The organism is Phycisphaeraceae bacterium, assembly GCA_019636735.1.
Taxonomy (GTDB): domain Bacteria; phylum Planctomycetota; class Phycisphaerae; order Phycisphaerales; family SM1A02; genus VGXK01.
Map to the genome: position 1 here is coordinate 338,161 of JAHBWY010000004.1, position 17,244 is coordinate 355,404.

A 17,244-nucleotide genomic window follows, 5' to 3' on the forward strand; every position below is an offset into this window, starting at 1 on the left:
GATGGAACCCATGCTTGCCAATCGCCTCGCCCGCCGCCTGCGGCACCTCCGCGGTTGGGCGGAGGCCGAGGGGGTCTCCTGCTTCAGGCTCTATGAGCGGGATATCCCCGAGTTTCCGCTGATTGTCGACTGGTACGACGGGGACGCCGTGGCGTGGATCATGCCCCGGACACGGGATGACACCCCCGAGGCTGAGCGGGCATTCCGGGAGCGGGCCATCGGGGAGATCCGCGCAGGCCTTGCGCTTGGGCCCGAGCGGCTCTGGATCAAGGAGCGGGCTGGGCAGAGGGCTGGTGGCTCGCGGGATGATCAGTACGAGCGGCTCCAGGCACGCGGCGCGGTCAAGGTGGTGACGGAGCACGCCCTCCGCTTCGAGGTGAACCTCTCCGACTATCTCGACACGGGCCTCTTCCTCGATCATCGCACGACGCGCAGCCTCATTCGCCGCTACGCCGAGGGGAAGCGCTTTCTCAACCTCTTCGCTTACACGGGCAGCTTCACGGTGCATGCCCGCGCCGGCGGCGCGCGGGCATCGACGACCGTCGACATGAGTCGGACCTATCAGGATTGGACGCGCCGCAACTTCGCGCTGAACGGCCAGCGCGAGTCACCGGAGCATCGACTGGTGACCGCGGACTGTCTCGCGTGGCTTCGCGCCGGTCCAAAGGCGGGTGAGTCCTATGACCTGATCGTCTGTGACCCGCCGACCTTCTCCAACTCCAAGCGGATGGGTGGTGCGACCTGGGCGATTGATCGCGACTACCCCGAACTCCTGCGACTGATCGAGCCCTTTCTCGCGACCGGCGGCTTCCTCTACTTTTCGACGAACTCGCGTGGGCTGAAGTGGGAGAACGCCGCCGTGCCCGCGGGGCTTCAGTGCCGTGACCTTGGTGATCGCACGGTGCCGCAGGACTTCCGAAATCGGAAGATCCATCGATGCTGGCGATTGTCGAAGCCTGCGGCTGATCGCGCCGGCGAGTGAGATCGGCAGCGTGCGCTCGATCTTCGTCGGCTCTTCGGCGCGGCGGATCCCAGCAGCGCGAAGTGTTGTCCAGCGAGCGTTGCTCAGAGGAGCGTCACTCAACGACGCGCAGTTCAGCGGGGCGCTGCTCAGCAGAGCGACTGTCAGCGAAGGTAGAGAAGGAACTCCGGGTCATCCGGCAGCTTCTCGACGAATGGCTTCGAGTCGAGGTGGCCCTCGGGCATCTTGAAGCGCAGGATCGCCTTCTCCTTTCGATTGCCCACGAAGAGGTGCGAGTCAGTCACGACGAGTGCGCTCGGTGCTTCGAGTCCGCCGGTTCCCTTTGCGACAAAGCGGGTGATCGCGCCCGAGTCGAGATCCTTGCGCCAGACGCAATCCTCCTTGTTGTCGCCAATGAAGAGGTAGCGCCCGTCGGGCGAGAAGGCGAGCTGAATGGGGTGCCCGAGGCCGTCGCGCTCCGAGGCGACCACGCTTCGACGCGCTCCGCTGGCGGGGTCGTAGGCGCTGACCCGGCTGGCTCCACGATCGGCCACATAGAGGAGTCCGTCTGGTCCGAAGGCGATTCCGCGAACGGACACAAGTCCCTCCGGCGAGGTCTTGTCATTCGGAATGAAGGTGCCCGGCGCCAGGTTGCCGAAACCTGAGAGCGATGGTGGTGGTGGAAGCGGTGCACCGGGAGTCTGTCCACCCGGACCGGCGTAGCGCGTCACGGTGTTGGTGTCCTGATTGGAGCAGTAGATGGCGCCATCGGGACCCACAACGACCGAGTAGGTGTGCATCAGCGCGGGATTCATGGTGCCGCCCTGGATGAACACGCTCCGGAAGTCACGAACGCCGTCGCTTCCCGGCGCGCCAAACTTCACGATGCGCGTGTCCTTGAGCCAGGCGTTGACCACCAGCAGGCTTCCATCGCCAAGGAGGCACATGCCACGCAGGTCCTTGAGCGAGTCACCCGCGGCACCCGCTGGAGCCCCGCGCAGCACGCTGCCCTTGACCTCGCCGGTTGAGGTCAGGCCGATGATGGTGTTGCCGCCGTCTGCACCATGCATCGAGACATAGAAGACGATCTCATCCGCGCCGGGGTCATGGCCATGGCCGCTCGAGCCGCTCGTGGAGTCGGAGGCTCCATGGTGACCGGACGCATCGCCATGTCCGTGGGCATCAGCCTGGCCCCCACCATCACCATGGTCGTGGCCCCCGTGGCGTTCCTTCTCCTTGTCCTTGTCATGATCATGATCGTGGTCGTGTTCGCTTGCGTCGGTGTGACCGTGATCGCGGTCGTGACGATCATGGTCCTTCCGGTCATGATGCCGCTGATCCTTCTCACTCGGCGTGCCAGCGTCCGAGCATCCGACCAGAGGCTGCGCGGAGAGGAGGAACGCCGCACAAAGTCCTGCGAGGCCGACGCGGCAAGCGGCGGTCGTGGAGGGGAAGGGGAATCGGATCGACATTGGGGAAATCTCCGGATGAGGCGTGGCTTGTGGAATGCGCCACTTCGAGTCAAGATACCCACCGCTTGAGCATTCCTCGCGCCACCTCCTGCTGGGAGTTCCGGATGCGTCCTTCGATTGTTCTGTTCGCCGTCGTTCTCTTTGCGTGGTTCGCCTTCGAAGGGCCGGCCTTTGCCGACAAGGCAGAGAACGCGATCCTGTCGATGGAGCAAGCGCCCGCGGCGGCGTCAGCATCTGGAAGCTGGGACGCCATCGCCCGGAGCGCCTCGAAGTTCTATCACTGGGGATTCCTGACAAGGCTCCTGCTGGGCCTTGCGATTGCCGTCAGTTGTGCATGGATCATCGCCTGGCATCCGCGGCGCAGCACGCGCGTCGATCCTCTCTCCGACCTCGAGGAGCGCAAGACGCTGATCCTCCTGGGGATGGTTGGTGCCGTCGCCTCTGAACTTCTCACGGTCAATCCCGCGGTCGCCTTCGTCATCTTCGGCATCGGTGCGCTGATTCGTTTCCGCACGGTGCTCGACAATCCCAAGGTCACCGGCAAAGCGATCCTGGTGGTGGTCGTCGGCCTCGCGGCGGGTCTCGGTGAGTGGGCGATGGCGGTCTTCGTCACCGTGGCCGGGTGGGGGCTCATCTTCTGGCTCGACTCGCATCTCTCGGCGCGCATTCGCCTCAAGCTCAACTCCAAGCTGGACATTCGGCACATCTACGCCGATGTGCAGGAATTCCTCCACAAGAATCACTGCCGCATCAAGGGTGCCAGCGTCTATGAAGAGAAGCGCCAGATCGTCTTCCTCGCGCACATTCCCTCGGACCTCGACCCCGTGGAGCTTGAGACGAGCCTGAGGGCGAAGCTTCCGCGAGCCGCCGAAGGGTGCGAAGTGGACATTCGCGTCCAATGAGAGGCGTGGTGTGACGACCGGCGCTTGGCGACCGGCGCTCGGGTTGCGCGCGCAGAGTGTCTCGCGGCGCTTTGGAGAGGTCGAGGCGCTCCGACAAGTCACGATGGAGGTGGCACCGGGGGAGTTCGTGGTGGTCGTCGGCGCTAGCGGCTGCGGGAAGACGACGCTCCTGCGGATCATCGGGGGGCTCGAGCGATGTGACGCGGGCTCAATCGATTTCTTCGATCGAGAAGAGGGGGCGGCGGCGATCGCAACGGCACCGAGTGAGGCTCGGCGGTTTGATCTCGGGTTTGCCTTCCAGGAGCCGCGCCTTCTGCCGTGGCGCTGCGCCCGCGACAATGTCGCCTTGCCCCTCGAACTGGCCGGGGTGCCGCGCGAGGAACGGCGGCGCCGAGCCGTCGAAGCACTTGAACTGGTGCGACTTGGCGCTCGCACAAGGGCGCTGCCTGCCGAACTCTCCGGGGGCATGCGCATGCGAGTGGCGCTCGCGAGGGCGCTCGTGACCAAGCCGCGACTTCTCCTTCTCGATGAGCCCTTCTCGGCCCTCGATGAAGTGACGCGGCTCGAGCTTGACGAGGAACTCCTTCGCCTTCGGCAGGAGAGTGGTGCGACGGTGCTGATGGTCACGCACTCGATCTCGGAAGCGCTGTCCTTGGCCGATCGCATCGTGGTGTTGGCCTCGTCGCCCGGTCGCGTGCGTGAAGAGCTGACCGTGAACCTTGGGGCGCCCGGTGTCGCTCGTCGCGGTACTCCCGACTTCGGGCCGCTGACGGCTCGCATCTTCGAAATGCTCGGCGAGCGAGGATCGTCTTCGAGCCGGGATGCAAAGTCGGCGAGTGCCTCGCCACGAGGTGGCGCGTGAAGGCGCTCCTGCGCGCGGCACTGCCGCCGGTCACGATCGTGATGGCGCTCCTTCTCTTGTGGGAGGGCGCGGTGCGGCTCTTTCAACCGGCGGCCTATCTTCTGCCGGGCCCCATTGATGTGGTCCGCGCGCTCGTCGGCGACGCTGAACGACTCCTTTCGGCGACCGGACGCACGGCGCTCAGTGCGCTCCTCGGCTTCCTGTTCGCCGGTGTGGGCGGTGTCGTCCTCGGAACGGTTCTCTCAATGTCTCGCTTTCTTGAGCGCGGTTTCTATCCGCTGGCGACACTCTTCCAGATGGTGCCCCTGGTGGCGCTGGCACCGCTACTCGTGATCTGGTTCCACTACGGCCTCGGGGCGACGATCGCGGCAAGCGCCATCGTCGCGATCTTCCCCGTTCTCGCGAACACGCTCGATGGCCTGCGGTCGGTGGACCCCGGACTCCGAGAGCTCTTCTCGATGGCTCGCGCCGGTCGCGTGGTCACCTGGTGGAAGCTCGGGCTCCCCGCATCGACACCGCAGATCATCACGGGATTGCGGATTGCGGCGGGCCTCGCCGTCATCGGCACCATCGTCGGCGAGTTCGTTTCGGGGTACGCCGGTCGTCAGGCTCCGCTCGGTGTCGTGATCCTCTCAGCCATGCGGGAGAATCGCGCCGATCTCGTCTTCGCCTCGATTGCGCTCTCGTCGCTCGTGGGACTTATGCTCTTCGGCATGGTGGGCTTCGGCGGATGGCTCTTCCTGCGGCGCTGGCACGCCTCCGGGAATTCGGCCGAGGGGCGCGTGGTCCGCGCCGTCGTCTGGCTTCTTGCCGTTGGCGTCGTGCTCTCTCTCGTTTCGGGTGGATGCGAGCGCCGAAGTGGATCGGACGCCGGGTCGTCGGAGCGCACGCGCGTCACGCTGCAACTCAACTGGGTTCCAGAGCCTGAGTTCGGCGGCATCTACGCGGCGCAGGCGATCGGTGCGTTCGATGCTCGCGGGCTTGAGGTGGAGATCATCAAGGGCGGCGCCGGCACGGCCACACCACAGCTCATTGCCTCGGGTGCGTGCGACTTCGGCGTGGTGAGCGCCGACCAGATCCTCCAGATTCGTGAGCAGGGCGGTGACCTCGTGGCGATCTACGCGATCTTCCAGCAGAGTCCCGTCGGCATCATGGTCCACGAAGCCAATCCCATCACCTCCATTCGTGAACTGTGGACGAGCCGATCAACGGTCGCGGTGGAGCCGGGGCTGCCCTATGTCGCCTACCTCAATCGGCGCTACGGAGAAGGTGGCGTGACGCTGGTGCCCTACGGCGGGGCGCTCGCGCTCTTCGCGCGCGATCCGGCCTTCGCGCAGCAGTGCTTCATCAGCGCCGAACCTGTGCAGATGCAACTTCAGGGCGTGCCGGTCCGCGTGCTCCCCGTGGCCGAGAGTGGCTACGACCCCTACACCGCGGTCATCGCCGTGCGCCGCAGTACGCTCGAGCGGCGACCCGAGGTGGTTGAGAAGATGGTCGATGCGCTTCGCGAAGCGTGGCGCGCCTATCTCGATGACCCCGCGCGCTTCAATCCGGCGATCGCTGCACTCAACCCCGCGATGTCTCTCGAGGCGATGAACATCGCCGCGGAGCGCGAACACCCGTTGATCGAGACCGAGTGGACCCGCGAGCATGGCCTCGGCTCGATGGACCCCGAGCGCTGGCGCGAACTGGCGGCCCAGATGCGCGAGCTCGGACTCATCAGGGGAACCTACGAACCGGCCACGCTCATGCGCTGACTGAACGAAGGCGCTTCAGCATGTGAAACGGCCGGGAGCGGGCCCGTGTGGACCCACTCCCGGCCGCAATGTCATGCGCTTGCCTGCCGGCGTGCCGTTGGCGCGGCATGCGCGGAGAGCGCCTTCAACGAGTCGCCTTGGCGCACACCATCACGAGTGACGGCGGTGCCGAGGTCGCTCAGGGGCAGTCGCCCCACGCGCCGAGCAGGATCGCAATGTCAGCGCCATTGACAGTGCCGTCCGCATTGAGATCTGCTGCGGTGAAGCCGCCCTCCTCGCCCCAGAGCCCGAGCAGCACCGCAAGATCGGCGCCATTCACGGTGCCATCACCGTTCAAATCGCCCACGCACGCCTCGCCGAGAGTCTCCTCGGCGAACTCGAAGGCCTCTTCAAAGGCCTCCTCGTCGAGCTCATGGTTCAGCACGATCCAGAAGGGTTCGCTCGAGGCGATCCCCTCCTGCGTCGTGTGCAACACCAGTTCGAGCAGGTAGGCACCCGCCGGGACCTCGGCGTCACCCGGCGCCGGAAGCACTTCGAAGATGTAGTGAATGTGCCACTCGCCATTCGGCGCGACCGCGAGCCCGAAGCCATCGACGGGGCCATCGGCGCTCGTTGCGGAAAGAGACGCGAAGGAGAGGCGGATGCGCACGCCATCCATCGGATTCGTGGCGGTCGGCTGAAAGTCCTCGCCGCTCCAGACCTTCAGCGGCGATTGAATGGTGAAGCTGATGAAGCTCCCCGGCTCGAAGGTACCTGCCGGGTTGTCGAATCCAGGCTCATCGCCGACACCGGGAACACCGAACTCACCGAGCGTCCCGGCGAAGACGCGACGAGGTGCGACGCCCTCCTCGTTGGCTTCGAAGGTGGTGATGCGAGAGTTGTCGATGAGCAGCACGATGTCACCATCGTGCACGCCGTCAGCGAGGGCCGAGGCCGTGAACGCGAGGGTGAGGGCCGCGACCGTTCCGGTGCGCGGCAGGGAAAGTGGCCAAGCTTTGAACAAGGTCATTGGGGGGTCCTTCTGAATCCGGTCAGAGACCGGGGTTGAATCGGTTCTCCTGCGGCGAGGTGAAGACCTCGTCGAAGGTGAGCGTCGCGACATGTCCGTCGACGAAGCTCCAGTTGGAGCGCGAGCTGCCGGAGGGCGGCCTCCGATCGATCGCGTTGATCTGGCATTGCGTGGCGGCGAGCGCCGCCGGATTGCTCACCACGCCCCAGTTCTCGACATGGGGGTGATCGCTGCCGGCGTAGTTGCCCCGTTCGGTCATGAGCAGGAAGCAGATGACCTGATCGGGGCGAGGGACGCGCGACAGTCGATCGGCCGGCGCACCGGCGCCGGTGATCATGGTGGGGGAGTAGGTCCGTGAGAGGTAGTTGTTCATGCCGAAGCTCGTGCGTCGATAGAGCGGGGTGCCTCCCGAGAGACTCACCGGAACGCCTTCGCCGAACTCAGGCGCCCAGTGCGAACTCCGATCGAGCGGACTGCGAAGCGCGACTTCATCCATCCCGAAGCCTCGAAGCGTGGTGACGAACGAACGCTTCGGGTCGCCGCCGCCTCCGTGGGGAAGCCCCACATCGACGAAGCACTCCTGATAGAGATTCGCGTACGAGGTGTGGGCGTTGAAGAGTTCTCTGAGCTGCGAGAGGCAGCTTGTGACGGTGGCCTGTCGGCTGACGGTGCTCAGCCCGATCAGCAGAAGGCTCATCAGGATCGCAACAATGCCGATGACCACCATCAATTCAACGATGGTGAAAGCGCGCCGCCCTTGGCGGCGCATTGACGAACATGGGCACATGGTGTGCCTCCAGTGAGAAACGGGAAGTGCGACAAGGAGATTCGACGCGTGGCTCAGGCCAGCATCGGCGGCGGTCTCGCTCGCACCGCGCGCGGAGCGGCGTTCGCGTGAGTCCGCTCGGTCACCACGCCGTCGCGGATCGACTCGGTGTTGATCGCAATGAAAGTCGGCGCGTCAGAGGGCGCGCCACCCGACAGCACCGCGAGCTCGGCGCAGGTGAGACAGTCGTGATCGGAGGGCACCCCTGGAGTGGGAGAGCCATGCTCCTCCGAGGGATGGGTGAAGTGGCGGTGCGCTCGTGCGTCCCCCGGCGCAGCCGCGGCGCCATAGGCCCTTGTGGGGCAGCAGCTCGACGGGCTCGCCGCGCAGCCATGGGCCGTCCACTCATGGACCAGCCGCGCGCCGGGGAGGCCCACGACCATGAGCACCAGGAGGACGGCGAATGGAAGCCTGCGCACCATCTCGGGCAAGGCTAGCCTTGCGGCCAGTGAGTGACAAGAGGCCCATCCGAAGAGCGTCGACCAAGGCGGAACGACCCCCGCTGCGGCTCGAGACGACCACGCTCTGGCACTATCCGAGCCAGCACTACGACACGGTCGGAGCGGATGGCGTGCGCCGGACCATGCAGGGGGACAAGGATTACCAGGGCGCGACACCGAGCTGGGTCATCTGGCAACTGCTCTCTCGCTACACGCGAGGGAAGGATCTTGTGATCGACCCGATGTGCGGCTCCGGCACCACGCTCGATGTCGCGCGCGATCTGGGTCGCCGCGCGCTCGGGTACGACCTTGCGCCATCTCGCAGCGACATCTTCCGCGCCGATGCCCGGCGCCTGCCGCTTGAAGATGGCGTCGCGGACTTCGCCTTCATCGATCCGCCGTACTCGACACACCTGCGCTACTCCGATGACCCCGCTTGCATCGGGCACCTCGATGCCGGTGGTGACGATGGCGGCACGGCGTACTACACGGCGATGGAGAAGGTCATCCGTGAGCTCCATCGCGTGTTGAAGGACCGACGCTACATGGCGATCTATGTGAGCGACTCCTTCAAGAAGCAGCGCGGCGCTCCCGGCGGCCGCTTCATGCCGATCGGCGTCGAGCTCTTCCTGCGCATGCGTTCACACTTTCGGCCGGTGGACATCATCTGCGTGGCGCGGCGCAATGCGAAGCTCGATCGCGGCAACTTCCGGAAGGCGGCGGAGGAGGGGAACTTCTTCCTCCGCGGCTTCAACTGGCTCATCATCGGCAAGAAGGAGGATTCCGAGGCGGGCGGATCAGAAGCCGCGGGGGCGCGCCGCTCACCTCGAGGCGGTCATCCTTCCGACAGCCAGTAGAAGGCGGAGATGCGGGGCCGCATCCATGCATCGACACCGCGCGTGAAGGCGGGGTCATCGACCAGCATGAGGAGATCGCGCAAGAGTCGAAGCTGGGCTTCCCGGCGAAGCGCAACCGATGCCGCCAGCGCGGGCTGGGTACGAAGATAGTCCTTCAGCATGCCTCGATTGACGATCGCGTGCTGGCACTTCGCTTCGCGCCGAAGATCCACCATGGCGGCTTCGAGACGGTCGCTCACCTCCTCCCAGGCTCCGATGCGCTCCTCAACCGATGCCGAAGGTTGCCGTTCGTGGGCGGGCGCAGCGGTGGTGGCTTCGGGGCCGGCGCGGCTCTGGCCATGCGCCATGTCCAGCAGGCGATCGAACCGTCCTTCGTTGACAAAGAGCTCCGGATACGCGGCTCGACGCCACATTCGGCGCAGCATTCGCGCACGCTCCGGAAGAAGTTCCGCGACTTCGTCGAGAACCGATCGCTGCAGCGCCAGGTGTCGATTGACCGGCCCACGCCACTGCGCCGAGATCGCCATGGTGACGGGGGTGAGCTTCTCTGGTTCGCCATGGAACGCTCCCGCGCGGGCGGCTTCGACGATGAACCGTCGAAGGGCCGAGACGCTTTCAAGTCTGAATGCGGCGGCGTCCCCGGCCAGCTCAGGCAGGCGCCTCTCGAGGACATCCTGGGCGATGGCGGCTTCGCCGGGCTCCAGCGGTGCGACGGCGATGAGTTCAACCATGCTGACGCTGCACTCAGGCCCGAAACCGAGCATCTCGCTGAATGGCACGACAGACCAGTCGAAGTGATCCCGAGCGATCCGTCGTTGGAGCCGAAGGGTCAGTCCATCCCGGGCATCGTCTCCCGGAAGGAGCGGTTCGAGGGAGTCGATGTAGCGCTCTTCGACCAACTCGAGTGAGCGGCGCAGTTCTTCGACGGACGCAATGAACCGGTCGAACAGACGCGGGACATCATGATCCGCCGAGAAGCCCTCGATCAGGGCACGCTCATCGGAAGCCACGCGCTCACGAATCGGCTTCGAGGCCTCGAGCTCTGGAATGGCGTGATCCCGCCACAGATGTCGGGCCACCTCGCGGATCTCCTCGGGAACGCGAGCGCGAGCGAGGACCTCTTCGAGCCATCGGTCGTCGAAGGGTGCCCCAACGACGACCTGACTCAGCTTGCTGAACGCGTGACTGCGGAACTCAACCTCAAGCTCGTCGGGAAGGTGACTCGTCGGGACCAGTCGCCAAAGTCGATCGGCGTCGGCTGGGGCCAGTGTTCGAAGCGCCGTCTCCATCGCCTCGATCGATGTTGGATGGAGGAGTGCGTTCAAGGACTCCACGGCATCTGGTGGGAGAGCCCCCTGAGAGACGCCGATGAGCCGGTCCATCTCGCGTGCCAAAGCAGGCGGCAAGGTGCCGGAAGTCGGCACTATGGCGCCCGTTCGCAGCGCCGCGAGGCGTTCCGCTCTCAATGGCGCGACCCTTGCTTTGAAGCGCTCGAGGTCGTTGCGGAGGGAGCGGCGCGCCTCGATCGGAACCCTGGGACTTGCTAACGCCACCTCGAGAACCCACATCTTGCCGGGGGGGACCCCGAGACCGCCCAGGGCGCCGTCAATCATCGTCTGAAAGCGCCACTCCAGATCCTGGCGCTCGTCGGCGGAGAGAGCCGCCCCGAGTTGCAGAAGCGTGATGAGATTGAGATCGAGAATCCGACTCAGGGCGCGATCGACAGGAACCCCGGACTCGCTCGTGGCGCGCCGGTCCATTGCATTCCGCGAGAGCCGAGAGCCCTCATCGATCTGATCGTTGGCCGCCGTCAGTGCGGCCACGATTCGCGCGTGGCGAGCAAGCCGGGTTCGCTCCGCCTCCCGAAGTGGGAGCATGGCGTCGGCCAGCGCCTCTGAGTAGGACAGGAGCACTTCGGCCACTTCGTCTCGTCGCTGCACCTTCGGGGGAATGAGGTCGACGAGGTTCATGACGCGGGCGCCACTTCCAGCGATGACACGGTCGTCGCGTTCGATGCGCCGCGCGACGCGCAGCCTCCGGGCCAGCATCGGATCGAAGCCGCACTCCTCGATGGCGTGAAGGAGACCCTCGTCGAGTGCGGCCATCGCGTTGAGCAGCGTTGACTGGTGCGCGACCATGCGATCGATTCGAGCAGGGTCGGTGCGCCAAGACTGCGGGTCGCCCCGCTGCATGAGCTCGATGATCGGCGGCGCGTCCCTGGCGACGAGGGCCTGATACTGGCGCAAGTACTCCCTGTGGAGCTCGTCGAAACAAGGCCAGTTCACGGCGGCTTCCGCGATGGTGCCGTCCGTGGTCCGCCAGAGGAGTGCGAGGGAAACGGGCTCTGGAACGATGTCGAAGCGAGGCTCGCGGCCCTGACACCCGACCAGAAGGGGGACCATCTGGAGCAGACATGCGGCCAGAAGCGTCCGGAAGGTCTGACGCACCGCACAAGGGTAACCCCCGGGACCTTGATCGACGCTTTGGACTGGAGGCGAGGTCGCTCGTGGCCGACCTCTCGAGTTGGCCGTCCACTGTCACTGCACGCCGTTGGAACAAATCCTTGTGATCGCAAATCTCGGTGTGATCTGAACTTGCGAATCGAGCGACAGGTGCAGGGCAGGAAGTGCGGCCATGGAGGTTGACTCGCCATGGCTGAACATGATGATTGGTCTTGCGGAACCCCGCCCCTCGGGGCGGAGGAGAGAGAGTCCTCGTCCGGCCAGCATGGCCTGACGCCTTCCGGGCCATCGCCACACCTCGACGGTTTCCTGCCTGAGAAGGGCCGTCTTGGTGCGCGTGGCAATCGACAGAGCGAGCCGGCCACAGGCCTTGGTGACTCGGCCGTCCGGCGGCCCTTTTCTTCGGGTGGCGCCTCTTCCGGTCGTGGGTCGGGCCCGATGGTTGCCTTCGGTGCGGGAGCGCTCGTGATGGCCCTTGCGGTCGTCGTCGGCGCAGGCCTCTTCTTTCGCGGCACGGCGCTCCGTGATGCAGCCGCCCAGGCCCGTGGCCCGCGTGACTCGACGGAACTTGCTGAAGGAGCTCTCCGCTCCTCGGCAGGATCACTGTTCAGGCGCCCGGGGGTTGAGATCCAGCGGCGCATCGACGCGGCGATTGAGGGAGAGGTCATCGAAGTCGAGCCCGGCATCTACCAGGGCCCCATTGACTTTCGCGGCAAGGCGATCTCGCTTCGCTCGCGCGACGGCGCGGAGCGCACGATCATCGAAGGGCCCGCTCGCGGCGGCCCGGCGGTCATCATTCGAGGTCAGCCCAGCTCGCGCGGAGCACAACTGACGGGCTTCACGATTCGATCAGGCCGCGGTCCGAATGGAACCGGCGTCTTTGTCGAGCGGGCGGATCCACTCATTGCCCGCTGTGTCATCAGTGGCAACTCGGCATCGGGGCTTCGCCTGGAGGAGAGTCGTGCCGTCATCGATGAGTGTCGATTCCTCGGGAACTCGGCCGGGCCGTTCGGCGGCGCCGTGCAGAGTCGTGGCGGAGCGCCCATTTTCGTCTCCTGCGGCTTCGAAGGGAATGTCGCAGTCACTGGCGGTGGCGCCCTCTTCTTCGATGGTGGCGCTCCCGCTGTGCTCGTCAGTCGCTTCTCAGGAAATCGCGTCAGCAGCGGTGCATGGGGTGGGGCGATCTTCGCCGATGCCGCTGAAGTCGTCATCCTCGACACCGAGTTCACCGGCAATCGGAGTGGTGAGCAGGGCGGCGCCATCTATGTTCGGCGAGGTTCCGTCAAGGCCGAGCACTGCCTCTTCGAGGGCAATGCCTCGCGCTCCGCATGGGCGTTCCTCGCTCATGACGCGACGGTCTCCGTGCGCTCGAGCCGCTTCTGTGGAACGCGCGAGTGGAACCTGCAGGGGAGTGGAATCGTCGAGAGTCACAATGAGTTCGCCACCGACTGCATGCGCGACTGCAATGGGAACCAGATTCCCGACGATCTTGAGATCGCCGAAGGGCTAGTGACCGACTGCGACCAGAGCGGGGTGCCCGACGCATGCAAACCCGACTGCGACGGCGACGGCATTCCCGATGCTTGCGCGATCTCGATGGGCCTGTCACGCGATGAGAACCGGAACGGCATTCCCGACGAGTGTGAGGACCTCGGCGATGCCGGCTTCGGCGTCGGCTCGGCGGGGGCGTCTCCATGGACGCACGAGTTCAGGCGCGGCGTCAGGCCAATGCAAAACCCGCCGGCGCGAACCGGCGGGTTTCGTGACTGAATCATGATCGGCGGAGCTCCGCCGTGCGTGAACAGATCGCGGGGTCAGGCGCGACGGCGACGAGCGGCCAGGCCTGCCACGCCAACCAACGCAAGCGCGCCGGGGGTGGGGATCTGGAAGATCGTGATCTTCACGATCGGGTCGCTCTGAAGCTCATCACCATTGCCGAGCCACGAGACGACATTGCCATCGGTGAAGACGCTGCCATTGCTCGTCTCGACACCGGCGATCGTGCCATCGCTCTTCAGGCCGAGGATGTCGACGATGTGCGTCGGGAAGTCCTCGGGGAAGAAGCCGCTGAAGTTGATGATGATGCTCAGCGTGAGCGGGTCGATCAGGCTCGAGGACACCTGCACGGGGAAGTTCGGTCCGAAGACGGAGTCGAAGTAGTTGCTGACCCCACCGATGGTGTGGTCGCCCTGGCCGGCCCAGGTGCCCCAGGTGGTCTCGAACTGATCATTCTCTGCGAAGCCATTGACGGCAATGGCCTGACCGGGGAAGAACTCCGCCTTGGCGGCACCCGCCACGGCGAGGGCGGCCACGGCGGCCGCAGTCAGAAGTCGACGCATCTTTCTCTCCTTTGCATGAAGCTTGCATGCCGGGTTTGGGACCATCCCACGCCCGATCACTGCGGATTCAGCCCCCGATGATCGATCGGGGGGCTGGATGAGCCACCCTGGTTCAGGTCTCTGCCTGATCCACGACGGCCGGTTCGAGAGATTACCGCAAAGTCGGTCCCTCTGGAAGGAGAATTCTGGAACTGCTCTCCTCGGCTGGAGTTGTTCCGATTCGCCCTGACGCGCTCCGGGCGACGCCGAATCGCCCCTGATGACCACGATTGCTCTGGAGGGGCCTGAAGCAGGTCCGCGCGTGGTCGTACCACCGGAGGCCATCGTCCACTTGCTTCACGCGCCCTATCAACCCGATGAATCCGCAACGCACGCGGCAGGATTCGAACCTGCGACCCTCGGCTTCGAAGACCGATGCTCTATCCAGCTGAGCTACGCGTGCCTGGTCGAGATCAGTGTACCGCCCGCACGGCGGCGCGCGCAACGGCACCGTTGCCAATGAGCGGCGTCAGGCGCCCATCGCTGTCCGCGCAGCACTCGAGCGGCCGAGGCGTGCCAGGGTCTTCGGGGTGGCGCCCGGGGCTTTGGTCACTCGCCCGGGGCTCGCGAGTGTTTCAGCGTGGTGGAGATGTCCGGCGCTGCGCGAACCGTGTCGCATCGATGACCGCTCGGCTCGCGTGGAGCCCGCGGCACGAAGATCGACTGTGCAATCGCCCCGGTGCTCATGTCAGGCGCGCGAGCGCCTCCGCAGAGTCGCGGATGAGCGCCGCAGCGCTGACCGGCGAGCCGACCGCGCGGCGCATCCAGAGGTCGGGCGTCACTCGGCCGATCGAACAGATGCGCTTCGTCTCCGCCGCAAGGTCCTTCCCATGCATGTGGCTGCGAATCTGGTGGCTCATGATGTGGCCCAGCGTGTAATCCGCGAGGTAGAGCGGATGGGCGATCATGTGCTGATACGCCGCGAGCAGGTGGTAGGGATCGGGGCCGAAGTCGCGCTCGTAGAAGCGACTCCAGAGCCGATCGGCAATCGAGATCACTTCATCTCGAAGCGCTTCAGGTGAGGCGCCGGGATGGGCGTAGAGCCAACGCCACGCGTGAAGTTCGAGCAGGCTGGGACCGGCGATCTGGCACGCGGCGAGCATCGTCTGCACTGCGTCGAGATCGGCCTGCCGCTGCGCGAGCGCCGGGTCCTCGAGGCCGAGCACACGGCGACCAAGTGACTGGTAGAGAAACGCGAAGGCCTCGGTGCATGCCGTGTTCGGCACGCCGCGCAAACTCGACCTCGGCACGAAGAAGGTCGAGATGAGCTGCTCAAGGTTGTGACCGAGCTCGTGCATCGCGGTGTCGAAGCCATCCCATCCGAGCTCCTTGTCGAGCCGGTTGGTGCGCAGCCATGCGTCATACTCCGTGAGCAGCGGGCGAATGGCATGGCCCGCACCCTTGGCAATCTCCACCCGGATGCGTGAGCCGAGAAAGTCCGCGTCTTCCGATGCGAAGCCAAGTCCACGCAGGATCTGGGGCAGCTTCGACTGGAAGTCGCCCTCATCGGCGAAGTGAGTTCGCACCGCGGCATCCATCGAGGGGCCATCGCACTCCTCGGCGAGGTCCTCGAAGTAAATGTCGAAGGCTTCAAGCGGTCGCCCGATGCGCCGCGCGAGCAGCGCCGCAAGGTCGCGCCGCATCGGCGCTTCAAGCAGTTCGATCAGCAGGCGCTCGACCTCGGTCTCGGGAACCTCCCGATGCAAGTCGAACTTCCGCGCCATGGCGGTCGGGTGCTCCGGATAGAGCCTGTCGAACCGCTCTGCGAGCGATCGCTGGTCGAGCCAGCGCCGATAGCGCTCGGGGCCGACAACCGCGTCGACATCGCCGGGTGACGGACTGCCCTGAGCCGTCCTCGACGAAGAGCTGTTCACCGGTTGGCCGTTGATCGTGTTCGCCTGGGGGTCCCACTTGCCCGTGGCCGTGCCATCCATCACCGATCGGGGAATCGATCCATCGATGTGACGCGCCATCACCCAGGCCAGCGCCCGCTGGAGTTCGGCGCCATGCTCCCGTCCGTACGCCGCCTTGATCTGCTCTCGAATGAGCCAATGGGCGATGAGCCGTCGGCCCGGCTCGAACCACTGGCGCCCCGAGCCATCGACCATGCCGCCCACCGGGACATGGAACTCCTGAACGAAGACATTGGCCTCGTGGCTGATGCGTCGCGCGAGGTCGTTCAACTCCGAGGGCACGCGAGCGCCGAAGGCCTGGGCGATCCGCGCTTCAGCCCACTGCTCGGTCTTCCACTCTCCGCCGCGTTCGAGCATCTCCGGCAGTTCGGGCCGTGCGAAGTTGAGCAGCACCACGAAGGCCAGTCGCTGTCGATAGAGCTGATCGCTCAGGTCCGGGGCCGGATCGAACTTCGCGAGCAGATCATCGACACCGGGAAGGTCATCGCCGCGGAGATCGCTCCATCGTCGCAGCGTGCGGCGCATCTCGTGGAGGTGACCGCCGATCTGTTCGACGGCCACTTCGAAACGGTTGAAGAGGCGACGAAGATCGCCCTCGTCGGCGACGAAGTGGCGCAGGCAGAAGGCCTCGAAGTCGGCGCCGCTGCCATCGCTCTGCTGCCAGCGACGCGCGACCTGGCGCACCCCGCGCTCGATGCGGGCCTGATGCTCGGCACCGAAGCGCGCGAGCAGGGCATCGATAACGGAGCGCACGGGAAGATCGGTGGTCGCGGCGGGCGGAGGTGATGTCGGGGCCGTCAGAGTCATGGAGCGATCCTACGCGGTCAACGGCGCCGGACATGCCGCCGTCTCCCCCGTACCCACGCCGCGTGTGTGCAGCCGCACGCGTGACGCGCGCCGAGGCGAGGGGCACCGTGATGTCTCTGCCGCTCCGCGATGGGGTCGCGCGGCGGTACTCCCGCGAGAACCTTGGCGCGGTACCGTGTCTGGGTGCGATCGCTCCCGACCCGCCCGTTCGTGACCCTCGCCCCCTTGGCCGCTCTCTTCGCGCTCGCCGGGTGCGAGTCGCAGCATGAGACCAACTGGAGCCGCCTTCAGCAGGGCATGTCGAAGGCCGAAGTCGCGCAGATCCTCGGTGAACCCAGTTCTCGCGTCGACGCCCGTCGTGTTGGCAACGATGTCGTGGTCGCCTTCGATCGCTGGCAATATGGCGACAACCTGAGCACCCTCGCGACCGGCGTGGTCTTCCCCGGTGAAGCACCTGATCGAGTGTGGGCCGTCTACTTCGACGAAGAGGGCAATGTGGTCGACTTCCGCCCGCCCATCCGGCCGTGGTGAGCGCTCGCGGGTTGCGGTACTGCGCAGGCAAGCCCCGCCCGTGACACGGGCTGAAGGCGCACCGCAC

14 protein-coding genes and 1 tRNA gene are annotated in these 17,244 nt (G+C 65.7%); 7 read left to right on the forward strand and 8 right to left on the reverse strand.

Annotated features, from left to right (window positions below):
- Window positions 1-10 precede the first annotated feature (10 nt).
- Window positions 11-982, forward strand: a complete 972-nt coding sequence (locus KF724_07490; GenBank protein MBX3355525.1) for a class I SAM-dependent methyltransferase — start codon at window positions 11-13, stop codon at window positions 980-982.
- Between the two features lie 143 nt (window positions 983-1,125).
- Here KF724_07490 and KF724_07495 read toward each other — a convergent pair whose 3' ends face one another.
- Window positions 1,126-2,433: a hypothetical protein gene (locus KF724_07495; protein ID MBX3355526.1), complete on the reverse strand. Its 1,308-nt coding sequence runs from the start codon at window positions 2,431-2,433 to the stop codon at window positions 1,126-1,128.
- Window positions 2,434-2,537: 104 nt separating this feature from the next.
- Here KF724_07495 and KF724_07500 point away from each other — a divergent pair, with 104 nt between their 5' ends.
- The 3 genes from KF724_07500 to KF724_07510 are packed head-to-tail and all read left to right on the forward strand — an operon-like array spanning window position 2,538 to window position 5,954.
- Window positions 2,538-3,335, forward strand: coding sequence for a hypothetical protein (locus tag KF724_07500; protein ID MBX3355527.1), 798 nt, complete (start codon window positions 2,538-2,540; stop codon window positions 3,333-3,335).
- A 10-nt stretch (window positions 3,336-3,345) separates the two neighbouring features.
- Window positions 3,346-4,197 (forward strand): ABC transporter ATP-binding protein, encoded by an 852-nt coding sequence (locus tag KF724_07505; protein ID MBX3355528.1) that lies wholly within the window; start codon window positions 3,346-3,348, stop codon window positions 4,195-4,197.
- The gene (locus tag KF724_07510; protein MBX3355529.1) at window positions 4,194-5,954 is read left to right on the forward strand and encodes an ABC transporter substrate-binding protein; all 1,761 of its coding nucleotides are present in this window, start codon (window positions 4,194-4,196) and stop codon (window positions 5,952-5,954) included. The genes KF724_07505 and KF724_07510 overlap by 4 nt, the downstream gene beginning before the upstream one ends.
- A gap of 178 nt (window positions 5,955-6,132) precedes the next feature.
- Here KF724_07510 and KF724_07515 read toward each other — a convergent pair whose 3' ends face one another.
- The 3 genes from KF724_07515 to KF724_07525 are packed head-to-tail and all read right to left on the reverse strand — an operon-like array spanning window position 6,133 to window position 8,211.
- Complete coding sequence (locus KF724_07515) at window positions 6,133-6,963, reverse strand: dockerin type I repeat-containing protein (GenBank protein ID MBX3355530.1); 831 nt, start codon at window positions 6,961-6,963, stop codon at window positions 6,133-6,135.
- Window positions 6,964-6,985: 22 nt separating this feature from the next.
- Window positions 6,986-7,750, reverse strand: coding sequence for a type II secretion system protein (locus tag KF724_07520; GenBank protein MBX3355531.1), 765 nt, complete (start codon window positions 7,748-7,750; stop codon window positions 6,986-6,988).
- 53 nt (window positions 7,751-7,803) lie between these two features.
- A complete protein-coding gene (locus KF724_07525) occupies window positions 7,804-8,211 on the reverse strand; it encodes a hypothetical protein (protein MBX3355532.1) in 408 nt (135 codons plus the stop codon).
- Window positions 8,212-8,237: 26 nt separating this feature from the next.
- On the opposite strand from KF724_07525, the gene KF724_07530 reads away from it, so the two are divergent.
- Window positions 8,238-9,086, forward strand: coding sequence for a hypothetical protein (locus tag KF724_07530; GenBank protein ID MBX3355533.1), 849 nt, complete (start codon window positions 8,238-8,240; stop codon window positions 9,084-9,086).
- Here the strand turns inward: KF724_07530 and KF724_07535 are convergent.
- Window positions 9,065-11,533, reverse strand: coding sequence for a hypothetical protein (locus KF724_07535; protein MBX3355534.1), 2,469 nt, complete (start codon window positions 11,531-11,533; stop codon window positions 9,065-9,067). The genes KF724_07530 and KF724_07535 overlap by 22 nt on opposite strands.
- A 453-nt stretch (window positions 11,534-11,986) precedes the next feature.
- On the opposite strand from KF724_07535, the gene KF724_07540 reads away from it, so the two are divergent.
- Window positions 11,987-13,318, forward strand: coding sequence for a right-handed parallel beta-helix repeat-containing protein (locus KF724_07540; protein ID MBX3355535.1), 1,332 nt, complete (start codon window positions 11,987-11,989; stop codon window positions 13,316-13,318).
- 44 nt (window positions 13,319-13,362) lie between these two features.
- Here KF724_07540 and KF724_07545 read toward each other — a convergent pair whose 3' ends face one another.
- The 3 genes from KF724_07545 to KF724_07555 form a co-directional block, all read right to left on the reverse strand.
- Window positions 13,363-13,887, reverse strand: a complete 525-nt coding sequence (locus KF724_07545) for a hypothetical protein (protein ID MBX3355536.1) — start codon at window positions 13,885-13,887, stop codon at window positions 13,363-13,365.
- Between the two features lie 368 nt (window positions 13,888-14,255).
- A tRNA-Arg gene (locus KF724_07550) sits at window positions 14,256-14,329 on the reverse strand.
- 280 nt (window positions 14,330-14,609) lie between these two features.
- On the reverse strand, window positions 14,610-16,646 hold the full coding sequence (locus KF724_07555; protein ID MBX3355537.1) for a hypothetical protein: 2,037 nt from the start codon (window positions 16,644-16,646) through the stop codon (window positions 14,610-14,612).
- 225 nt (window positions 16,647-16,871) lie between these two features.
- On the opposite strand from KF724_07555, the gene bamE reads away from it, so the two are divergent.
- Window positions 16,872-17,177: an outer membrane protein assembly factor BamE gene (gene bamE / locus KF724_07560; protein ID MBX3355538.1), complete on the forward strand. Its 306-nt coding sequence runs from the start codon at window positions 16,872-16,874 to the stop codon at window positions 17,175-17,177.
- Window positions 17,178-17,244 lie beyond the last annotated feature (67 nt).

What these genes read in the sequence shown, in the direction of transcription:
- KF724_07500 (MBX3355527.1), top strand. Translation starts at nt 2,538, where the DNA reads ATGCGTCCTTCGATTGTTCTGTTCGCCGTCGTTCTCTTTGCGTGGTTC.
- KF724_07490 (MBX3355525.1), top strand. Translation starts at nt 11, where the DNA reads ATGCTTGCCAATCGCCTCGCCCGCCGCCTGCGGCACCTCCGCGGTTGG.
- KF724_07555 (MBX3355537.1), bottom strand. Translation starts at nt 16,646, where the DNA reads ATGACTCTGACGGCCCCGACATCACCTCCGCCCGCCGCGACCACCGAT.
- KF724_07515 (MBX3355530.1), bottom strand. Translation starts at nt 6,963, where the DNA reads ATGACCTTGTTCAAAGCTTGGCCACTTTCCCTGCCGCGCACCGGAACG.
- KF724_07495 (MBX3355526.1), bottom strand. Translation starts at nt 2,433, where the DNA reads ATGTCGATCCGATTCCCCTTCCCCTCCACGACCGCCGCTTGCCGCGTC.
- KF724_07525 (MBX3355532.1), bottom strand. Translation starts at nt 8,211, where the DNA reads ATGGTGCGCAGGCTTCCATTCGCCGTCCTCCTGGTGCTCATGGTCGTG.
- KF724_07545 (MBX3355536.1), bottom strand. Translation starts at nt 13,887, where the DNA reads ATGCGTCGACTTCTGACTGCGGCCGCCGTGGCCGCCCTCGCCGTGGCG.
- KF724_07540 (MBX3355535.1), top strand. Translation starts at nt 11,987, where the DNA reads ATGGTTGCCTTCGGTGCGGGAGCGCTCGTGATGGCCCTTGCGGTCGTC.
- KF724_07520 (MBX3355531.1), bottom strand. Translation starts at nt 7,750, where the DNA reads ATGTGCCCATGTTCGTCAATGCGCCGCCAAGGGCGGCGCGCTTTCACC.